The sequence below is a fragment of the Isoalcanivorax indicus genome (assembly GCF_003259185.1).
Classification (GTDB): domain Bacteria; phylum Pseudomonadota; class Gammaproteobacteria; order Pseudomonadales; family Alcanivoracaceae; genus Isoalcanivorax; species Isoalcanivorax indicus.
This window is the reverse complement of sequence record NZ_QGMP01000001.1, coordinates 2,411,208-2,429,602: the sequence shown is the minus strand read 5'-3', so window position 1 is coordinate 2,429,602 and position 18,395 is coordinate 2,411,208. Positions and strand designations below refer to the sequence as shown.

Genomic DNA, 18,395 nt, shown 5'->3' with positions numbered 1-18,395 from the left:
ACCCGCGGTCGAATTGTTGGAACGAAGCGACTATTGTAGGGCCTCTCCACACTACGTCCATCGTCCATCTGCAGAGGTTCCCGAATGAGCGGGACTTTATACATTGTCAGTACGCCCATCGGTCACCTTGAAGACATCACTCGCCGCGCCTTGCGCGTACTGGGCGAGGTGGACACCGTGGCGGCCGAGGATACCCGGCGTAGCGGCCAGTTGCTGGATGCACTGGGCATCCGCACCCGGCTGGTGAGCTGCCATGACCATAACGAAGCGGCGCGCAGCCCGCAGCTGGTGGCGCGCTTGCAGCAGGGCGAATCGGTGGCGCTGATTTCCGATGCGGGGACCCCGCTGGTCAGCGATCCGGGCTACCGCCTGGTGCGGGCCTGCCAGGAGGCCGGGGTGCCGGTGGTGCCGATTCCCGGCGCCAGCGCGGTGCTGGCGGCGCTGGCGGTGGCTGGCCTGCCGACAGACCGTTTTGTTTTCGAGGGATTTCTGCCCAGCAAGGGGGCGCCCCGCGTTCAGGCGCTGGAAAGGGTGCTGGGCAATACCGCCACCTCGGTGCTGTTCGAGGCGCCCCATCGATTGCTGGCCGTGCTGGATGCGCTGCTGGCGGCCGGGGCGGGTGAGCGCGAAATCACCCTGTGCCGGGAACTGACCAAGCACTTTGAAACCGTGCGCCGCGATACGGTGGCGGCCTTGCGTGACTGGGTGGCGGCCGACAGCGACCAGCAACGCGGCGAGATCGTGCTGGTGCTCTCCGGTGCCGATACCCAGTCCGCCGAGGACGCCGAGCTGTTGCCGCTGGCCCGCGCCCTGCTGGCCGAACTGCCTGCTTCGCGCGCGGCCAAGGTGCTGGCCGCCGTCACCGGCCGCAAACGCCAGGAGCTCTACGCCTGGCTCGAGACCCTGTCCGGCCCCTAGGCTATTTTGCTGGTCCATCTGCCCGGGCGCCGCTACACTCCGCCCCGGATCAACCAGACAGTCGCTGGCAATCTCGTATTGCTGGAGGAAAGTCCGGGCTCCACAGGGCAGGGTGCCAGGTAACGCCTGGGGGCCGTACTGGCGACGGTACGGCTACGGAAAGTGCCGCAGAGAAGATACCGCCGATGGCCCGCTTCTTCGGAAACGGTGCACAGGTAAGGGTGAAAAGGTGCGGTAAGAGCGCACCGCGCGTCTGGCAACAGACGTGGCAGGGTAAACCCCACTCGGAGCAAGACCAAATAGGGTTCCCATGGCGTGGCCCGCGCTGGAACCGGGTAGGTCGCTAGAGGCCGACGGCGACGTCGGTCCCAGATGAATGACTGTCCACGACAGAACCCGGCTTATCGGTTGATCCACCTTCTTCTGTTCGCCTGCTGGCGGCAGCGCCCCCCTGTGGGACTGCCGTCCGCCAGCGGGTCTGATATGTCACCATGACATCATTTTGGCGCCCCTATATTCCCAATTGATCTAAAAGTTAATGTAACTTCTCACAAGCTGACGCCACCTCGCTGATAACGTTCGGGCATTCCCGCTCCCACATCCCCCCACCCATGGCAATAATCATCTAACCGACTGATTCGTAAACGCTTTCTTTTACATTCCCACACTCACGCCCGCTTGACTTTGAAATTGCCGTGGCCATAGAGTGTCGCAATGTGGAGAAATGTGGGAATTAGTGGGTTTTAGCCCCCGTTGCAGGGGGGTAAACGTGGATGGAACCGACAGCGGGGTAAGTCATCGTGTTCAGCGGGCGCAGTGCCCTTAACCTGGACGCCAAAGGGCGTCTGGCCATACCGACAAGACACCGGGATGCATTGCAGGATGCCGCCGGCGGTCGGGCTGTGCTCACGCATCACCCCTACGACAACTGTCTGTCCCTCTACCCCGAACAGCAGTGGAACGATATTGCCCGCCAGGTGGCCAGCCTCAGTGATGCCGACCCCGCCGTGCGTTACCTCAAGCGCCGTTTCCTCGGCCAGGCCGTGGAGCTGGAGATGGACGGCAACGGCCGTTATCTGATTCCGGTGGAATTGCGCGAGCTGGTCGGGCTGGAGAAGCGCGCCATGCTGGTGGGCCAGATTCATCGCTTCGAAGTCTGGAGCGAGTCGGCCTGGCAGGCCGAACAGGACAAGTATGGCCAGCTGGATCATGCGGCCATGCCGGAAAGCGTTCAGAAGCTGGCATTTTGAGACACATCGAGGCCACGCCATGACGCACGCCGAGCAGTACGTACACCAGCCGGTCATGCTGGAGGAGGTGCTGGAGTTGTTGCCCACGCGAACCAACGGCTTTTATGTCGATGGCACCTTCGGTCGCGGCGGACACAGCCGCGCCCTGCTGGCCCGGCTCTCTGCCGACGGGCATCTGGCGGGCATCGACCGCGACCCGCTGGCGGTGGCGGCGGGCGAGGCGCTGGCCGCAGAGGATGCGCGCTTCAGCATGCATGCCGGGCGCTTCGATTGCCTGGCCGAAGTGGTGGCGCGTATCGGGCGTCCCCTGGACGGCGTGCTGCTGGACCTGGGTGTCTCGTCGCCGCAACTGGATGACCCCGCGCGGGGCTTCAGCTTCATGCGCGATGGCCCGCTGGACATGCGCATGGACCCCACCTCTGGCGAAAGTGCCGCCGCCTGGCTGGCGCGCGCCGAGCAGGAAGACATCGCCAATGTGCTGTACCGCTACGGCGAAGAGCGGCGTTCACGCGCCATCGCTCGCCGTATCTGCGAAACACGTTCGGCGCAGCCGATTACCACGACGCGACAACTGGCGGCATTGATCGAATCGGTACTGGGCCGCGGCCAACCGGGCAAACACCCGGCTACGCGCAGCTTCCAGGCGATTCGCATTCATATCAATCAGGAACTCGCGGCGTTGGAAGCGGTGCTTGATCAGGCGCTTGAATGCCTGGCGCCGGGTGGTCGGCTGGCGGTGATCAGTTTCCACTCGCTGGAAGACCGCCTGGTGAAGCTGTTCATGCGCGATGCCGCAGGTCGCACGCCGCAGCCGCGCGGTTTGCCGGTGGAGGCGCCGCCGGCACGCATGCATCTGCTTGGCAAGGCGCGCCTGGCCAGTGAACAGGAAGTGGCGGTTAACGCCCGTGCCCGCAGTGCGGTATTGCGCGCGGCAGAAAAGGTGGCGGCGTGAGCGCGCCCGTCCGGCCCGGCACCGTGCTGCTGAATCTGGCATTGACGGCGGCGCTGGTGGTCTCGGCCCTGGGAGTGAGCTACAGCGTGCACGAAGCACGCAAGCTCACTGCCCAGTCGCAACAACTGCAGCGCGAGCAGTACCGCCTGCAGACGGAATGGGGGCAATTGCTCCTGGAACAGAGTACCTGGGGCTCCTACGCGCGGGTGGAACGCCTGGCGCGTGAGGAGTTGAACATGATGCAACCGACCGGCAATCAACGGGTGGTAATCCGGCCATGACAGCACGGCGCAAGCCTCAGCAGGCACAGCAGAGCTACAGCCCCCGGCGACTTCATGTCGTCCTGACGGGGTTGGGCCTGTGCGCGCTGCTGCTCGGCTGGCGGGCCATGGATCTGCAAGTGGGGCAGCACGAATTCCTGCAGCGCCAGGGCGACCTGCGCAATCTGCGGATCGAACCGCTGGTGGCGCATCGTGGTGTCATTCGTGATCGGGAAGGGCGGCCGTTGGCCGTGAGCACACCGGTGACGACCCTGTGGGCGAATCCGCGTGAAGTGTTGGCTGCACGCGAAACCTGGAGCCGTCTGCGGGGCAATCCGGTGCTCGACATGAGCATGCTGGCGAGCCGCGTGGAAGCCAATGCCCACCGTGAATTCATTTATCTGGCCCGGCACCTGGCGCCCGAGCAGGCGGAGCAGGTGCTGGCCTTGCAGGTGCCGGGAATTTATCCGCTGACCGAGTACCGCCGTTACTATCCGGCCGGTGAAGTGACCAGCCATCTTGTCGGCTTCACCAACATTGATGAAGTGGGCCAGGAAGGGATCGAGCTGGCGATGGAGAGCCGCTTGCGCGCCACACCGGGGCGCAAGAAAGTCGTGCGTGATCTGCACGGTCGTGTGATTCAGGACATCGAAGTGCTGGACGAGCCGCACTCCGGTGAAGACGTTTACCTGAGCATTGATCTGCGCCTGCAATACCTGGCGTACCGCGAGTTGTTGTCGGCGGTGAATCGCCATCGCGCGGCCGCCGGCAGCGCCGTGGTGCTGGATGCGCGCACCGGCGAAGTGCTGGCGATGGTCAATCAGCCCTCCTACAACCCGAACAATCGCAGCGGCGTCAACACGGCGGCGTTGCGTAACCGTGCGGTCACGGATGTGTTCGAGCCGGGTTCCACCGTCAAGCCCTTCACTGTGGCGGCGGCCCTGGAAAGTGGCCTGGTCACCCCGGCGACGCAGATCGATACCCGCCCCGGCACCATGCGTGTGGCCAACAAGACGATTCGCGATCATCGCAACTACGGTGTGATCGACGTGGCCACCGTGCTGACCAAATCCTCCAACGTGGGTACCACCAAGCTGGCGCTGGACATGGATGACCAGGCGCTGCCCGGTTTCCTGGAGCGGGTGGGTCTGGGTATTCACTCCGGCGTGCGTTTCCCCGGTGAGAGCGCGGGCATGCTGCCGATCCGTCATCGCTGGCGGGATATCGAAAAGGCATCGCTGTCTTACGGCTATGGTGTGTCGGTTACCGCGCTGCAGCTGGCCCGTGCCTACGCCGTACTGGCCAACGACGGGCGCCGGTTGCCGGTCTCGCTGGAGCGGGTCAATGCGGATTATGCCGAGGCAGAAAACCGCTTTGCCGAGCAGGTGATCAGCCCGGTCTACGCCCGCGCCATTGTCGACATGCTGGAAACCGTGGTGTCGGAAGAGGGCACAGCGCGACGTGCCAAGGTGCCCGGCTATCGGGTGGCCGGCAAGACCGGCACCGTGCACAAGCTGTTGCCCAGTGGTTACGCCGATGATCGTTATGTCGCGTTGTTTGCCGGTGTCGCACCGGCAGAAGATCCGCGCATCGTGACCGTGGTGATTGTGGACGACCCCCGTGGCCGGGATTACTTCGGCGGCCTGGTGGCGGCGCCGGTCTTTTCCAACATCATGGCCGGCGTATTGCGCACGCTGGATATCGAGCCACCGGACACGTCACCGCCACCGGCGATCTACGCCGGTGTCGGCAAAGAGGAGGGCCGCATATGAGCCTGCCTCTGCAACAACTGCTCCCCGAACGCACGCTGCCCACCCCGCTGGCAGCGTTGCCGGTTAATGCGCTGTGTCTGGACAGCCGCCGGGTACAGCGCGGCGACACTTTCGTGGCGCTGGCCGGTCATGCCCGCGATGGGCGCACGTTCATTCGCGATGCCATTGCTGCCGGAGCGGCACTGGTGCTGGCGGAGCACGACGACGCGGATCTGGGCGAGGAAGCCGGTGTGCCGGTGATCGGCGTGCCTGCGCTGCGCCAGCATCTGGGTGTGATCGCCGCGCGCCTGCACGGTGAGCCCGGCCAGGCATTGTCGATTACCGGCGTGACCGGCACCAACGGCAAGACCAGCACCACCTGGTTCCTCGCCGATGCCCTGAACGCTGCGGGCTTGCCCTGCGCGCTGATCGGCACCCTGGGCGTGCGCTTTGCCGATATCAGTGAAGATCTGGGCCACACCACCCCGGACCCCGTCAGCCTGCAGGCAGCATTGGCGCGTTGCCGCGATGCCGGCGCACAGCAACTGGTCATGGAAGTGTCTTCGCACGCGCTGGATCAGGGGCGCCTGAACGGCACGCCGGTGGCGGTGGCGGTGTTTACCAACCTGAGCCGCGACCATCTGGATTACCACGGGAGTGAAGCGGCTTATTTCGATGCCAAGGCCAAGCTGTTTGCCCTGCCATCCTTGCGCCACGCCGTGATCAATATCGATGACGCGGCGGGCCGGCGCATGCTGGCGCTGCTGCCCGCGCAGGTCAATGCCGTGACCTGCGGCCAGGCCGCCGACGCCACCGTCCAGTGCAGCGCCTTCGATGCGGATGAAGCCGGCATGCGGTTGAGCCTGCAGGTGGCGGGCGAGCGTGTGGAAGTGGCCCGGCCGCTGTACGGCGCGTTCAATCGCGACAATCTGATGGCGGTGGCGGGTGTGCTGCATGCGCTGGGTCTGGATGCAGCGCAGATCAGCGCAGGGATGAATGCGGTGACGCCGGTGCCGGGCCGCATGGAGCCGGTGCAGGCCGACCCGATGCCGGTGGGCTCGATGCAGGCTCCGCGCGTGCTGGTGGATTACGCGCACACGCCGGACGGTCTGGAAAAAGCCTTGCAGGCCGCCCGGGTGCATTTCCCTGCAGGCCGTCTGTTCTGCGTGATCGGTTGCGGTGGCGACCGTGACCGTGGCAAGCGACCGCAGATGGCTGCGGTGGCAGAGGCGCTGGCGGACCAGGTGGTACTGACCAGCGACAACCCGCGTTTTGAAGAACCCGAGGCAATTCTGGCGGAAATGCGTGCGGGGCTGGCTGCGGCCGACCAGGCGTGGGTCATCAGTGATCGGCGCGAGGCCATCACGGCGGCGATCAACGCCGCCGATATCGGCGATCTCGTATTGATCGCGGGCAAGGGGCATGAAACGTATCAGGAGATTCGCGGTCAGCGCTATCCCCTGGATGACCGTGCGCTGGCGCGCACGGCCCTGACCGCGAGGACGGCCCCATGAGCGCGCCTTTCATGCTCAGTGATATCGCTACCCTGACCCGGGGACACCGGGTGGGTGCAGACCGCCCGGTAACCCGGGTGAGTACGGACACCCGCAACCTGCAGGAGGGCGATCTGTTTGTGGCCCTGCGCGGCGAGCGTTTCGATGCCCACGATTATCTGGAGCAAGCGCGTCTTGCCGGTGCGCTGGCCGCTGTGGTGGAACGTCCGACCACGGCGTTTGCCGATTACGTGCAGGTGACCGACAGCCGCCGCGCGCTGGGTGAACTGGCCGCCGGCTGGGCTGATCGTTTTGCCCTGCGCCGGGTGGCCGTGACCGGTAACGCGGGCAAGACCACCGTCAAGGAAATGATTGCCGTAATGCTGGGCGAACAGACGCTGGCCACACGCGGCAATCTGAACAACGACATTGGTGTGCCGCTGACATTGTTGTCGATTGATGACCAGCATCGTTATGGCGTATTCGAACTCGGTGCCAATGCGCCGGGCGAAATTGCCTGGACCAGCCAGCTGGTGAAGGCACAGGTCGGCCTGATTACCAATGTGACTGGCGCGCACCTGGAAGGCTTCGGCACGCTCCAGGGCATTGCCGAGGCGAAGGCGGAACTGTTTGCCGGCATGGCCCGGGGCGGCACCGCCATCATCAATCTGGATGACAGCTTTGCTGATTTCTTTGCGGCGCAGGCCCGGCAGGCCGGGTTGCAGTTGCTGCGGACTGGCCAGGTGGAAGGCGCTGATCTGCTGGCCACCGATATTCAGGCGGGGGCGGACCAGGTTCGCTTCACGCTGAGCCACGCCGGCGAACAGTGGCCGGTGCTGGTGCCACTGCCGGGGCGGCATCAGGTCAGTAATGCCTTGCAGGCGCTGGCGGCGGCACTGGCCAGTGGCGTCTCGCTGGCCGTGGCCATCCAGCGTCTGGCACTGCTCAAGCCGGTGCCCGGGCGGGTCAACCGGATGGCCTGCGGCAACGGCTTGTTGATCGATGACAGCTACAACGCCAACCCCGGGTCGGTGCGTGTGGCGATCGAACTGCTGGCGGCATCGCCTGGGCCCCGCATGCTGGTGCTGGGTGCGCTGGCGGAACTCGGTCCTCAGGCCGCAGACATCCATGCCTCGCTGGGCCAGGCCGCCCGCGAAGCCGGCATAGAAAAACTGGTTTGCTACGGCGCGCTGACGGCGCACACCGTGGCGGCATTCGGTGTTGGCGCGCAGCAGGTCGACACACACGATGCGGCGGCGCGGGAAGCGCAGTCGATACTGGATGAGGGCGGTACCGTGCTCGTCAAAGGCTCGCGCAGTGCTGGCATGGATGCCGTGGTGGCATCGCTGCGGGACGGGGGACGTGCAATGGGGGGGGCTCACTGATGCTGTTATGGCTGGCTGAACGACTGGGGCAGGTACACCCGGGTTTTCTGGTGGTGCAATACCAGACACTGCGCGCGATTCTCAGCGTGCTGACGGCGCTGATCGTGTGCTTCATGGTCGGGCCGACGATGATTCGCAAGCTGCGCCAGTATCAGGTGGGCCAGGCGATTCGTGACGATGGCCCGAAGAGCCATCTGAGCAAGGCGGGCACGCCCACCATGGGCGGTGCGCTGATTCTGGTGGCGATTGTGCTGGCGACCTTGCTGTGGGCGGATCTGACCAATCGCTTCGTCTGGATCACGCTGGGTGTGCTGTTTGTATTCGGCGCGGTGGGCTGGGTGGATGACTGGCGCAAGGTGGTGGAAAAGAATCCGCGCGGCCTGCCCGGACGCTGGAAATATTTCTGGCAGTCGATCGGTGCCATTGCGGCGGCCTGTGCCTTGTATTTTACCGCGCAGTCACCGGTGGAAACGCAACTGATCGTGCCGTTCTTCAAGGATGTCGCCATCAACCTCGGGCTGTTCTATCTGGTGCTGACCTATTTCGTCATCAACGGCACCAGCAATGCGGTCAACCTGACGGATGGCCTGGACGGGTTGGCGATCATGCCGACGGTGCTGGTGGCCGGGGCGCTGGGCGTGTTCGCTTACCTCAGCGGTCACGCGCAATTTGCCAACTACCTGCATATCCCCTTTGTGGCCGGTAGCGGTGAACTGGTGGTGATCTGTGCTGCGATCTGCGGTGCCGGGCTCGGCTTCCTGTGGTTCAACGCCTATCCCGCCCAGGTGTTCATGGGCGATGTCGGCGCACTGGCGCTCGGCGCCGTGCTGGGTGTCATGGCGGTCATCGTTCGGCAGGAAATCGTGCTGTTCATCATGGGCGGTGTGTTCGTGATGGAAACCGTGTCGGTGATGTTGCAGGTGGCCTCGTTCAAGCTCACCGGGCGGCGCATCTTCCGCATGGCACCAATTCATCATCATTTCGAGCTCAAGGGTTGGCCGGAGCCCAAGATCATTGTCCGGTTCTGGGTGATTACCGTGATTCTTGTACTGGTGGGTCTGGCGACCCTGAAAATCCGTTAAGGCGAGGCGATGAGTAACGACGCGTTCGATCTGGTCATCGGTCTGGGCATCACCGGACAATCCTGTGTTCGCTATCTGGCAGAACGCGGGATGCCGGTGCGTGCGCTGGATACGCGTGCCCAGCCGCCGGGGCTGGATGCCTGGCGTGCGCGTTTTGCGGACGTGCCGCTGCACCTGGGGGGCTACCGCGAGGAGTGGCTGCGTGATGCCCGCCGTCTGATCGTCAGTCCGGGCATTGCAGTCTCGACGCCGGAGATTGCGCGCCATGTGGCCAGCGGCAAGGAAGTGATTGGTGATATCGAACTGTTCGCCCGCGCCGCCAGTGTGCCGGTGGCGGCGATTACCGGCTCCAACGCCAAGAGCACGGTGACCACCCTGCTGGGTGAGATGGCGCTGGCGGCAGGGCGGCAATCGCTGATCGGTGGCAACCTGGGCACCCCGGCGCTGGAGTTGCTGGAAGCGGACGCGCAGCTTTACGTGCTGGAGCTGTCCAGTTTCCAGCTGGAAACCACGTACAGCCTCGATGCCCAGGCCGCTGTCATTCTCAATGTGTCCGAAGATCATATGGACCGTTATCACAGCCTGGCCGATTACATCGCCGCCAAGCAGCGCATCTATGACGGTTGTGAAGTCGCAGTGTGGAACCGTGACGACGAGGTGACCCGGCCGCAGCGCCAGGTGCCGCGTGAAATTACTTTCGGTCAGCATGCCCAGGCGGACTACCGGCTGGACAGCGCGCGGCAGGTACTGCAATGCCGTGGCGAGGACCTGTTGCCCACATCGCAACTGGCCATGCGTGGCCACCATAACGTGCTCAATGTGCTGGCGGCGCTGGCCATGGCGGAAGCGTTGGGCTTGCCGCGTGAACAGGCGCTGGCCGCTGCGGCGCGTTTCCCCGGTTTGCCGCATCGTTGCCAACTGGTGGCGGAGCGCCACGGGGTGCAGTGGTTCAACGATTCGAAAGGCACCAACGTGGGGGCCACCCTGGCGGCTCTGGCGGGCACCGGGCCGGCCATCGACGGCAAGATCATTCTGATCGCGGGCGGCCAGGGCAAGGGCCAGGATTTCTCACCTCTGGCCGTGCCCGCGCAGCAGCATGTGCGCGCCGCTCTGTTGCTGGGCCAGGATGCCGAGCGGCTGGCGGTGGCACTGAGTCGCGTGCCCTGCGAGCGGGTGACGGACATGCAGGCGGCAGTGCAGCGTGCTGCGGCGATGGCTCAGCCCGGTGATGCCGTATTGCTGTCGCCTGCCTGTGCCAGCTTCGACATGTTCAGCGGCTACGTGGCCCGTGGTGATGAATTCATGCACCAGGTGCGGGCGCTGGATCAGCGGGGAGGTGAATCATGATGCCTGCCCTGACCATGCTGCGTCCGTCGCTGCAACGCATCGACCTGCCACTGCTGAGCGCCGCCCTGGGGCTGTCGCTGCTCGGTCTGGTCATGGTGGCGTCAGCGTCGTTGCAGATCGCGGAGCTGCGGCTTGGCCAGCCTTTCTATTACGCGTTGCGTCACGGCGTCTATCTGGGCATGGGTCTGGCGCTGGGCGCTGCGGTGTACATGCTGGTGTCGATGGCCTGGCTGGAAAAACTGCGGGTGCTGGCGTTGCCGGCGTCCATCGCCGTGTTGCTGATGCTGTTCATTCCCGGTCTGGGCCGTGAGGTCAATGGCTCGCTGCGCTGGCTCAACCTGGCGGGCTTCACGGTGCAGCCTTCGGAAATCGCCAAACTCGGTTTTGTCATGTACCTGGCCGGGTATATCGCGGTGCGCAAGCAGGCACTGGAAACCACCTGGCAGGCGTTCCTGATTCCGCTGGGGGTGCTCGGCATGCTGGCGGTATTGCTGCTGATGCAACCGGATTTCGGGGCCGTGGTGGTGATGGGTGTGGCGGCGATGGGCATGCTCTTTCTCGGCGGCGTGCCGACCCGGCGTTTCCTGTTGCTGGCGCTGTTGCTCAGCGGCCTTGCTGCGCTGGTCGCCTTTGCCCAGCCGTACCGTGTGGCCCGGTTGATGTCCTTCATGGACCCCTGGGCCGATCAGTTTGGTAGCGGCTATCAGTTGACCCAGAGCCTGATCGCGTTCGGGCGTGGCCACTGGATGGGCGTGGGCCTGGGCAACAGTGTGCAGAAGCTGTTCTACCTGCCGGAAGCGCATACCGATTTCGTTTATGCCGTGCTGGCCGAAGAGCTGGGCCTGCTGGGTAACCTGTTGATGATTGCCGCTTTCGCCCTGCTGATTGCGCGCATTTTCCTGCTCGGTGGTCGCCTGGAAGCCCGTGGCTGGCAGTTCCATGCGCAGCTGGTGTACGGCATTGCGCTGGTGTTCAGCACTCAGGTGCTGATCAATCTGGGCGTGAACATGGGCCTGTTGCCCACCAAGGGGCTGACCTTGCCTTTCGTGAGCTATGGCGGCAGCAGCCTGCTGATTTCGGCAGTGATGATTGCGCTGGTGCTGCGTGCTGGTACCGAGTTGAAAGGATACGAAGAGCGGGAACGCGGGAGGGTGCGCACATGAGCGGCACTGTCCTGATGATGGCCGGCGGGACCGGCGGACATGTATTTCCGGCGCTGGCCGTGGCCGATGTCCTGCGCGAACGCGGCTATGACATTGCCTGGCTGGGTGCGCAGGGCGGTATCGAGAACCGTCTTGTCCCCGCAGCGGGTTATCCGTTGCACGCCTTGAAGGTGCGCGGCGTACGTGGCGGCGGAGTGTGGCGGAAGCTGCAGGCGCCCTTCCTGCTGTTGCGCGCGGTGCTGGCGGCCCGGCGTGTCCTGCGCGGCACGTCGGCCGTGCTGGCCGTGGGCTTCGGTGGTTTTGCCAGCGGCCCGGGCGGTCTGGCGGCGCGGCTCTCGGGCGTGCCGTTGGTGGTGCACGAACAGAATGCCATTCCGGGCCTGACCAACCGGGTGCTGGCCCGGTTGGCGAACCAGACACTGGAAGGTTTTTCCGGCGCCTTCGGCGGGCGCGCGCGGGCGGTGGGTAATCCGGTACGCAACGTGATCGTGAGCTTGCCTGATCCGGCACAGCGTTACGCCGAACGGGATGGTGCCTTGCGCATCCTGGTGCTGGGCGGCAGCCAGGGGGCGCTTGCCCTGAACAGAGCCTTGCCAGCGGCGCTGGCGCGGTTGCTGCAGGCGCAGCCGGCGGTGATACGCCATCAGGCCGGGCGCGGTCGCCGCGACGAAGCCGCTGGCGCTTACGCCTCCGCCGCACTGGAAGCCGCGGTGGACGAGTTTATTGATGACATGGCTGCGGCCTATGCCTGGGCGGATCTGGTGATCTGCCGGGCTGGCGCCCTGACGGTGGCGGAAGTCGCGGCTGCCGGGGTGGCTGCCCTGTTCGTGCCTCTGCCGACGGCTGTGGACGATCACCAGCGGCATAACGCCGAATGGCTGGCCGGGCAGGGCGCTGCGCTGGTGCTGGAGCAACAGCAGCTCAATGCCGCCGCCCTGGCGGAACGTCTGCGCCCCGTCATGGCCGAAGGGGCCATTGACCGGGCTCGCCTGGCGACGATGGCCGTGCAGGCGCGCGCCCTGGCCCATACCGACAGCGCCACGCATGTGGCCGATATTTGTGAGGAGGTGCTGCGTGGCTGAGACATCCCGCAACACAACAGCGATGACACAGCACGCCGTGCCGGAAATGCGCCGTATTCGCCGGATTCATTTTGTTGGCATCGGCGGTGCAGGCATGTGCGGTATTGCCGAAGTGCTGCAGAACCAGGGTTACGAGGTCAGTGGATCGGACCTGCGTGAGTCGCCTGTGGTGGCGCGTCTGCGTGAACTGGGCGTGCGGGTGGATATCGGTCATCGGGCTGCCAATGTCGCCAACGTGGACGTGGTGGTGACCTCCACGGCGGTCAGCACGGATAACGAAGAAGTTGTGGCCGCCCACAATGCGCGGGTGCCGGTGGTGCCGCGTGCCGAGATGCTGGCGGAGCTGATGCGCTTCCGTCACGGCATCGCTGTGGCCGGCACCCATGGCAAGACCACGACCACCTCGATGATCGCCGCGATGATGGCCGAGGCCGGTATGGATCCGACCTTTGTGATCGGTGGCCGTCTGAACAGCGCGGGCACCAATGCACGCCTTGGGCAGAGCCGCTTTCTGGTGGCTGAAGCGGACGAGTCAGACGCTTCCTTCCTGCATCTGCAACCGATGGTGGCGGTGGTCACCAATATCGATGCCGATCACATGCACACCTATGGCGGTGATTTTTCCCGACTGGAAAACACCTTTGTGGAGTTCCTGCACAACCTGCCTTTCTACGGCATCGCGGTGATGTGTGTGGATGATCCGGTGGTGCGCAAACTGCTGCCGCGCGTGAACCGTCAGGTGATCCGCTACGGCTTCAGCATTGATGCCGATATCCGCGCCCAGGTGATCAGCCAGACGGGCATGACCACGCATTTCCGGGTGCTGCGTCAGGGCTCGCGCGATCTGGATATCCGCCTGAATCTGCCAGGCCGTCATAACGTGCAGAACGCCCTGGCCGCCATCGCGGTGGCGGCGGACGAGGGCGCCAGTGATGACGCCATCGTGCGTGGGCTCGAGCAGTTTACGGGCGTGGGCCGCCGTTTCGATGTGCTGGGTGATTACACCTGCCCGGATGGCACCGCGATGCTGGTGGATGACTATGGCCATCACCCGCGCGAAGTGAAAGTCACGATTGATGCAATTCGCGAAGGCTGGCCGGAAAAGCGTCTGGTGATGTTGTTCCAGCCGCATCGTTACACGCGGACCCGTGATCTCTATGAAGATTTTGTGGAAACCCTGTCCGGTGTGGATGTACTGCTGATGCTGGATGTCTACGCCGCAGGGGAAGAACCGATTCCCGGTGCCGATGCCCGCGCGTTGTGCCGCAGTATCCGCCAGCGTGGTCAAGTGGAGCCGGTGTTTGTGGAAGACCCGGACAAGTTGCCGGGCATTCTGGAGAAACTGTTGCGCGATGGTGATCTGCTGGTCACTCAGGGTGCCGGTAATGTCGGTGCCATTGCCCGGCAGTTGGCCAGTGCAGGAGTCAGAACGTGAGCGATATGAGTGTGGACCGTAACCAGTTGAAAAAGGCGCTGGCCCGTGTCGGCCGGGTTGCCGTGCTGGCGGGCGGGCGCTCGGCGGAACGCGAGATCTCGCTGAAAAGCGGTCGCGCCGTCCATGCTGCGCTGCGCGGTTTCGGCGTGATTGCCGAGCTGGTGGATCCGGCGGAAGTGTCTGTGGATACCCTGGCCGGTTTTGAGCGTGTCTTTATTGCGCTGCACGGTCGCGGCGGTGAAGACGGCGTTATCCAGGGTGTGCTGGAACATCTTGAAGTGCCCTACACCGGCAGCGGTGTGATGGCGTCGGGCATTGGCATGGACAAGGTGCGCACCAAGCTGTTGTGGGCTGGCGCCGGTCTGCCGACGCCGGGTTTTTATGTGGCCGGGCAAGACGAACTGGCACTGGGTTTCCCGTTGATGGTGAAACCGGCTCGTGAAGGGTCATCCATCGGTATGCGCAAGGTGAACACCAGTGCCGAGTTGGCCGCAGCCGTGACCGAAGCGCGCCGCTATGACGCCGAGGTGCTGGTGGAGCAATGGGTGCAGGGGCCGGAATTTACCGTGGCGATCCTGGGTGATGAGGCCTTGCCTGCCATTCGCCTGGAGACGCCGAACAGTTTTTATGATTTCGAAGCCAAGTATCGCAGCAATACCACACGCTACCTGTGCCCCTGTGGTCTGGATGAGACAGAAGAAACCCGTTTGCGGGCGCTGGCACTGCGGGCCTTCCGCACCGTGGGAGCCAGTGGTTGGGGGCGGGTGGATGTGATGCAGGATGCCCAGGGCCAGTTCCAGTTGCTGGAAATCAACACCGTGCCCGGCATGACCGATCACTCGCTGGTACCGATGGCCGCCAAGGCAGCAGGCATGGCGTTTGATGAACTGGTGGCGCGCATTCTGCTGATGGCCGGATTGCCGGGTGCTGCCCAGGATGGAGAGGACGCCCGTGGCCCGGCGTGAGCGCGTTCAGGGCGCGGTGCGCAAACCCGCCCCGAAGGCGCGGCGTGAGCGCAAGGCACCCACGGTGCCACTGGCGGTGCGGGTGACACGGGCACTGCCCTGGCTGCTGGCCAGTGTGGCCTTGCTGGCGGTGATGACCGGCCTGATCTACCTGCCGCGCATGCTGGATCAGTATCCGCTGGAGCAGGTGCGGGTAGAAGGCGTGCAGGACGAACGTCGGCAACAGGAAGTGCAGCTGGCCCTGGCGGCGCTGGTGCGCGACGAGAACTTTTTCTCGGTGCCGTTGCAGGCGTTGCATCAGGAAGTGAGCGCCCTGGCCTGGGTGGACGATGCAGAAGTGCGACGCCAGTGGCCGGATCAACTGATATTGAAAGTCACCGAGCGGGTGCCGGTGGCGATCTGGAATGACGAAGTGCTGGTGGCCAGCAGCGGTGAAACCTTTCACGCGCTGGCCAAGTACAACATCGAAGCCCTGCCGCGTCTTAATGGCCCGGCCGCGCGGCTGGAGGATGTGATGAGTTATTACCACAGCATGAGCCGCATTCTGGCGCAGGTGGACATGAACATTCGCCACATGCGCGTGGATGCCCGGTTGGGTGCAGAAGTGGAACTAGAAGACGGCATGCTGCTGCTGGTGGATCGCGAGCAATATGCCACCAAGCTGCGCCGTTTTGTGCAGCTGTATCAACGCGTGCTCAGCGACGAGGAACGTCAGCTGGCCCGCGTGGATCTGCGCTATGCCAATGGCATGGCGGTGACCTGGGCGGATGAAGCCCGAAACAGTAACAACCTGCGTAGCGACAAGAGAGTCTGAAGCCATGGCGAATTCAGCACAGGACCGGATGATCGTTGGCCTCGATATCGGCACCTCGAAAGTGGTGGCGATTGTCGGTCAGGTAAACGTGGACGGCACCATGGACGTGATCGGCATCGGCTCGCAGCCATCGCGCGGCATGAAGAAAGGCGTGGTGGTGGATATCGAGGCCACGGTGCGCTCCATCCAGCGCGCGGTGGAAGAGGCGGAGTTGATGGCCGGTTGCCAGATTCACTCGGTATATGTCGGCATTGCCGGCAGCCATGTGCGCAGCCTGAACAGCCACGGCATTGTCGCCATTCGTGACCGCGAAGTGTTGCATGCCGATATCGACCGGGTGATTGACGCGGCCCAGGCGGTGGCGATTCCGGCGGATCAGAAGACCCTGCACGTGCTGCCACAGGAATACGTGGTGGACAACCAGGAAGGCGTGCGCGAGCCGGTCGGCATGAGCGGCGTGCGCCTGGAAGCCAAGGTGCATCTGGTGACGTGCGCCGTCAATGCGGCGCAGAACATCGAAAAGTGCGTGCGCCGTTGTGGCCTGGAAGTGGACGACATCATTCTGGAGCAACTGGCCTCCAGCTATGCCGTGCTCACCGAAGACGAGCGCGAGCTGGGCGTATGCATGGTGGACATCGGCGGTGGCACCACCGATATCGCGATCTTCACCGAAGGCGCCATCCGGCATACGGCGAACATTCCCATTGCCGGCGATCAGGTCACCAACGACATCGCCATGGCGCTGCGCACACCGAAGCAACATGCCGATGAAATCAAGATCAAGTATGCCTGCGCGCTGACCCAGCTGGCCGGGGCTGACGAAACCATCAAGGTGCCGTCGGTGGGTGATCGCCCGCCGCGTACCCTCAGCCGCCAGAATCTGGCCGAGGTGGTGGAGCCGCGCTACGACGAGCTGTTCACGCTGATTCAGGCCGAGCTGCGCCGCAGCGGCTTCGAGGACCTGATTCCCGGTGGCATCGTGCTGACCGGCGGTTCATCGAAGATCGAGGGCGCAGTGGATCTGGCGGAAGAGATTTTCCATATGCCGGTGCGGCTGGGCCTGCCCCAGGGCGTGGCGGGGCTGACCGACGTGGTGCGCAACCCGATTTATTCCACCGGCGTGGGGCTGCTGCTGTATGCGCAGCGTATGGAACAGGAAGGGCGCTCCGCCCGGCACGAAGCCGGTGGCGGCAGCGTGGACTGGATCGAGCGCTTCCGGCGCTGGTTCAAGGGCAATTTCTGACAGGGTTTACGGTGGCGTGGCGACGACACCGGAACGTTCGACAACACAGGGAAGCACAATCGGGAGATTGATCATGCAATTCAAACTGGAAGACAGCGTACCGCATGGCGCGGTAATCAAAGTGGTGGGCGTAGGTGGTGGCGGCGGTAACGCTGTGGATCACATGGTGCGCTCGAATGTTGATGGTGTGGAGTTCATCTGCGCCAACACCGACGCCCAGGCACTGCGCAATGCGACAGCACGCACGGTGATTCAACTGGGCAATCAGGTCACCAAGGGCCTGGGTGCAGGCGCCAACCCGGATGTCGGGCGGCAGTCCGCGATCGAAGATCGCGAGCGGCTGGCCGAGTTGCTGGAAGGCGCTGACATGGTGTTCGTCACCGCAGGCATGGGCGGCGGTACCGGCACCGGTGCGGCACCGATCGTGGCCGAAGTGGCGCGCGAACTGGGCATTCTGACCGTGGCGGTCGTCACCAAGCCGTTCCCGTTCGAAGGCCGCAAGCGCATGAAAGTGGCGGAGCAGGGTATCGAAGCATTGCGTGAGCATGTGGATTCCCTGATCACCATTCCGAACGAGAAACTGCAATCGGTCCTGGGCGGCTCCACGAGCCTGCTGGATGCCTTCAAGGCGGCCAACGATGTACTGCTGGGCGCGGTGAAAGGGATTGCCGATCTGATCGTCAAACCGGGCATGATCAACGTCGACTTTGCGGACGTGCGTACCGTGATGAGCGAAATGGGCATGGCCATGATGGGTACCGGCAGCGCCATCGGCGAAGGCCGGGCAGAAGCGGCGGCCACGGCGGCGATTTCCAGCCCGCTGCTGGAAGACGTGGATCTGCACGGTGCACGCGGCATCCTGATCAATATCACCGCCAGTGAATCCATCTCGCTGCAGGAATTCACCGCAGTCGGTGACACGATTCAGGAACTGGCCTCTGACGATGCCAACGTGATCATCGGTACCGCCATTGATCCGGACATGGGTGATGAACTCACCGTGACCGTGGTGGCGACCGGCCTGGGTGGTGCGGCACAGGAACTTAAGGTCGTGCGGGGCAATCAAACTCCGGTACGGGCTGACGGCCGTCTGGACTATGACGAGCTGGACCGTCCTGCCTTTGGTCGCAAACGGCCGCAGAACGAGACGCGCCGCAATGCGCAGGCTGCCGTGAACGCCTCGGAAGATCTGGATTTCATTGATATCCCGACCTTCCTGCGCCGCCAGGCCGACTGACCGGCCCACGCGGACACC

Annotated in this window: 16 protein-coding genes and 1 other RNA gene; all 17 read left to right on the top strand. The window is 64.1% G+C overall.

Annotated features, from left to right (window positions below):
• Window positions 1-84 precede the first annotated feature (84 nt).
• Window positions 85-918, top strand: a complete 834-nt coding sequence (rsmI, locus tag DKW65_RS10955) for a 16S rRNA (cytidine(1402)-2'-O)-methyltransferase (protein WP_111657626.1) — start codon at window positions 85-87, stop codon at window positions 916-918.
• 45 nt (window positions 919-963) lie between these two features.
• An RNA gene (rnpB, locus tag DKW65_RS10950) (RNase P RNA component class A) lies at window positions 964-1,338 on the top strand.
• 380 nt (window positions 1,339-1,718) lie between these two features.
• Complete coding sequence (mraZ, locus tag DKW65_RS10945) at window positions 1,719-2,168, top strand: division/cell wall cluster transcriptional repressor MraZ (protein ID WP_111657278.1); 450 nt, start codon at window positions 1,719-1,721, stop codon at window positions 2,166-2,168.
• Between the two features lie 19 nt (window positions 2,169-2,187).
• Entirely contained in the window at window positions 2,188-3,120 is a 933-nt protein-coding gene (rsmH, locus tag DKW65_RS10940) for a 16S rRNA (cytosine(1402)-N(4))-methyltransferase RsmH (RefSeq protein WP_111657277.1), read from the top strand.
• Window positions 3,117-3,401, top strand: coding sequence for a cell division protein FtsL (gene ftsL, locus DKW65_RS10935; RefSeq protein ID WP_245932475.1), 285 nt, complete (start codon window positions 3,117-3,119; stop codon window positions 3,399-3,401). Before rsmH ends, ftsL begins: the two co-directional genes overlap by 4 nt.
• The gene (locus tag DKW65_RS10930; RefSeq protein WP_111657276.1) at window positions 3,398-5,152 is read left to right on the top strand and encodes a peptidoglycan D,D-transpeptidase FtsI family protein; all 1,755 of its coding nucleotides are present in this window, start codon (window positions 3,398-3,400) and stop codon (window positions 5,150-5,152) included. Before ftsL ends, DKW65_RS10930 begins: the two co-directional genes overlap by 4 nt.
• The gene (locus tag DKW65_RS10925; RefSeq protein WP_111657275.1) at window positions 5,149-6,645 is read left to right on the top strand and encodes a UDP-N-acetylmuramoyl-L-alanyl-D-glutamate--2,6-diaminopimelate ligase; all 1,497 of its coding nucleotides are present in this window, start codon (window positions 5,149-5,151) and stop codon (window positions 6,643-6,645) included. Before DKW65_RS10930 ends, DKW65_RS10925 begins: the two co-directional genes overlap by 4 nt.
• Complete coding sequence (locus DKW65_RS10920) at window positions 6,642-8,009, top strand: UDP-N-acetylmuramoyl-tripeptide--D-alanyl-D-alanine ligase (RefSeq protein ID WP_245932474.1); 1,368 nt, start codon at window positions 6,642-6,644, stop codon at window positions 8,007-8,009. Before DKW65_RS10925 ends, DKW65_RS10920 begins: the two co-directional genes overlap by 4 nt.
• On the top strand, window positions 8,009-9,091 hold the full coding sequence (gene mraY / locus DKW65_RS10915; RefSeq protein WP_111657273.1) for a phospho-N-acetylmuramoyl-pentapeptide-transferase: 1,083 nt from the start codon (window positions 8,009-8,011) through the stop codon (window positions 9,089-9,091). The genes DKW65_RS10920 and mraY overlap by 1 nt, the downstream gene beginning before the upstream one ends.
• A gap of 9 nt (window positions 9,092-9,100) precedes the next feature.
• Entirely contained in the window at window positions 9,101-10,438 is a 1,338-nt protein-coding gene (gene murD / locus DKW65_RS10910) for a UDP-N-acetylmuramoyl-L-alanine--D-glutamate ligase (protein WP_111657272.1), read from the top strand.
• Window positions 10,438-11,601, top strand: a complete 1,164-nt coding sequence (gene ftsW, locus DKW65_RS10905) for a putative lipid II flippase FtsW (RefSeq protein ID WP_111657624.1) — start codon at window positions 10,438-10,440, stop codon at window positions 11,599-11,601. Before murD ends, ftsW begins: the two co-directional genes overlap by 1 nt.
• Window positions 11,598-12,683: an undecaprenyldiphospho-muramoylpentapeptide beta-N-acetylglucosaminyltransferase gene (murG, locus tag DKW65_RS10900; protein WP_111657271.1), complete on the top strand. Its 1,086-nt coding sequence runs from the start codon at window positions 11,598-11,600 to the stop codon at window positions 12,681-12,683. Before ftsW ends, murG begins: the two co-directional genes overlap by 4 nt.
• Window positions 12,684-12,705: 22 nt before the next feature.
• On the top strand, window positions 12,706-14,118 hold the full coding sequence (gene murC / locus DKW65_RS10895; protein ID WP_111657270.1) for a UDP-N-acetylmuramate--L-alanine ligase: 1,413 nt from the start codon (window positions 12,706-12,708) through the stop codon (window positions 14,116-14,118).
• An 11-nt stretch (window positions 14,119-14,129) separates the two neighbouring features.
• Window positions 14,130-15,083 carry a D-alanine--D-alanine ligase gene (locus DKW65_RS10890; RefSeq protein WP_111657623.1) on the top strand — a complete coding sequence of 318 codons (954 nt, stop codon included), beginning with the start codon at window positions 14,130-14,132 and terminating at the stop codon, window positions 15,081-15,083.
• Complete coding sequence (locus DKW65_RS10885) at window positions 15,055-15,897, top strand: cell division protein FtsQ/DivIB (protein WP_162925815.1); 843 nt, start codon at window positions 15,055-15,057, stop codon at window positions 15,895-15,897. The genes DKW65_RS10890 and DKW65_RS10885 overlap by 29 nt, the downstream gene beginning before the upstream one ends.
• Window positions 15,898-15,901: 4 nt before the next feature.
• Window positions 15,902-17,140, top strand: a complete 1,239-nt coding sequence (gene ftsA / locus DKW65_RS10880) for a cell division protein FtsA (protein ID WP_111657268.1) — start codon at window positions 15,902-15,904, stop codon at window positions 17,138-17,140.
• A 73-nt stretch (window positions 17,141-17,213) separates the two neighbouring features.
• Window positions 17,214-18,377 (top strand): cell division protein FtsZ, encoded by a 1,164-nt coding sequence (gene ftsZ / locus DKW65_RS10875; protein WP_111657267.1) that lies wholly within the window; start codon window positions 17,214-17,216, stop codon window positions 18,375-18,377.
• The last annotated feature ends 18 nt before the right edge of the window (window positions 18,378-18,395 follow it).

Coding starts and splice junctions, on each gene's coding strand:
- murC (WP_111657270.1), top strand. CDS start 12,706: ATGACACAGCACGCCGTGCCGGAAATGCGCCGTATTCGCCGGATTCAT.
- murG (WP_111657271.1), top strand. CDS start 11,598: ATGAGCGGCACTGTCCTGATGATGGCCGGCGGGACCGGCGGACATGTA.
- ftsA (WP_111657268.1), top strand. CDS start 15,902: ATGGCGAATTCAGCACAGGACCGGATGATCGTTGGCCTCGATATCGGC.
- ftsZ (WP_111657267.1), top strand. CDS start 17,214: ATGCAATTCAAACTGGAAGACAGCGTACCGCATGGCGCGGTAATCAAA.
- murD (WP_111657272.1), top strand. CDS start 9,101: ATGAGTAACGACGCGTTCGATCTGGTCATCGGTCTGGGCATCACCGGA.
- DKW65_RS10885 (WP_162925815.1), top strand. CDS start 15,055: ATGGAGAGGACGCCCGTGGCCCGGCGTGAGCGCGTTCAGGGCGCGGTG.
- rsmH (WP_111657277.1), top strand. CDS start 2,188: ATGACGCACGCCGAGCAGTACGTACACCAGCCGGTCATGCTGGAGGAG.
- DKW65_RS10925 (WP_111657275.1), top strand. CDS start 5,149: ATGAGCCTGCCTCTGCAACAACTGCTCCCCGAACGCACGCTGCCCACC.
- DKW65_RS10930 (WP_111657276.1), top strand. CDS start 3,398: ATGACAGCACGGCGCAAGCCTCAGCAGGCACAGCAGAGCTACAGCCCC.
- ftsW (WP_111657624.1), top strand. CDS start 10,438: ATGCCTGCCCTGACCATGCTGCGTCCGTCGCTGCAACGCATCGACCTG.
- DKW65_RS10920 (WP_245932474.1), top strand. CDS start 6,642: ATGAGCGCGCCTTTCATGCTCAGTGATATCGCTACCCTGACCCGGGGA.
- mraY (WP_111657273.1), top strand. CDS start 8,009: ATGCTGTTATGGCTGGCTGAACGACTGGGGCAGGTACACCCGGGTTTT.
- rsmI (WP_111657626.1), top strand. CDS start 85: ATGAGCGGGACTTTATACATTGTCAGTACGCCCATCGGTCACCTTGAA.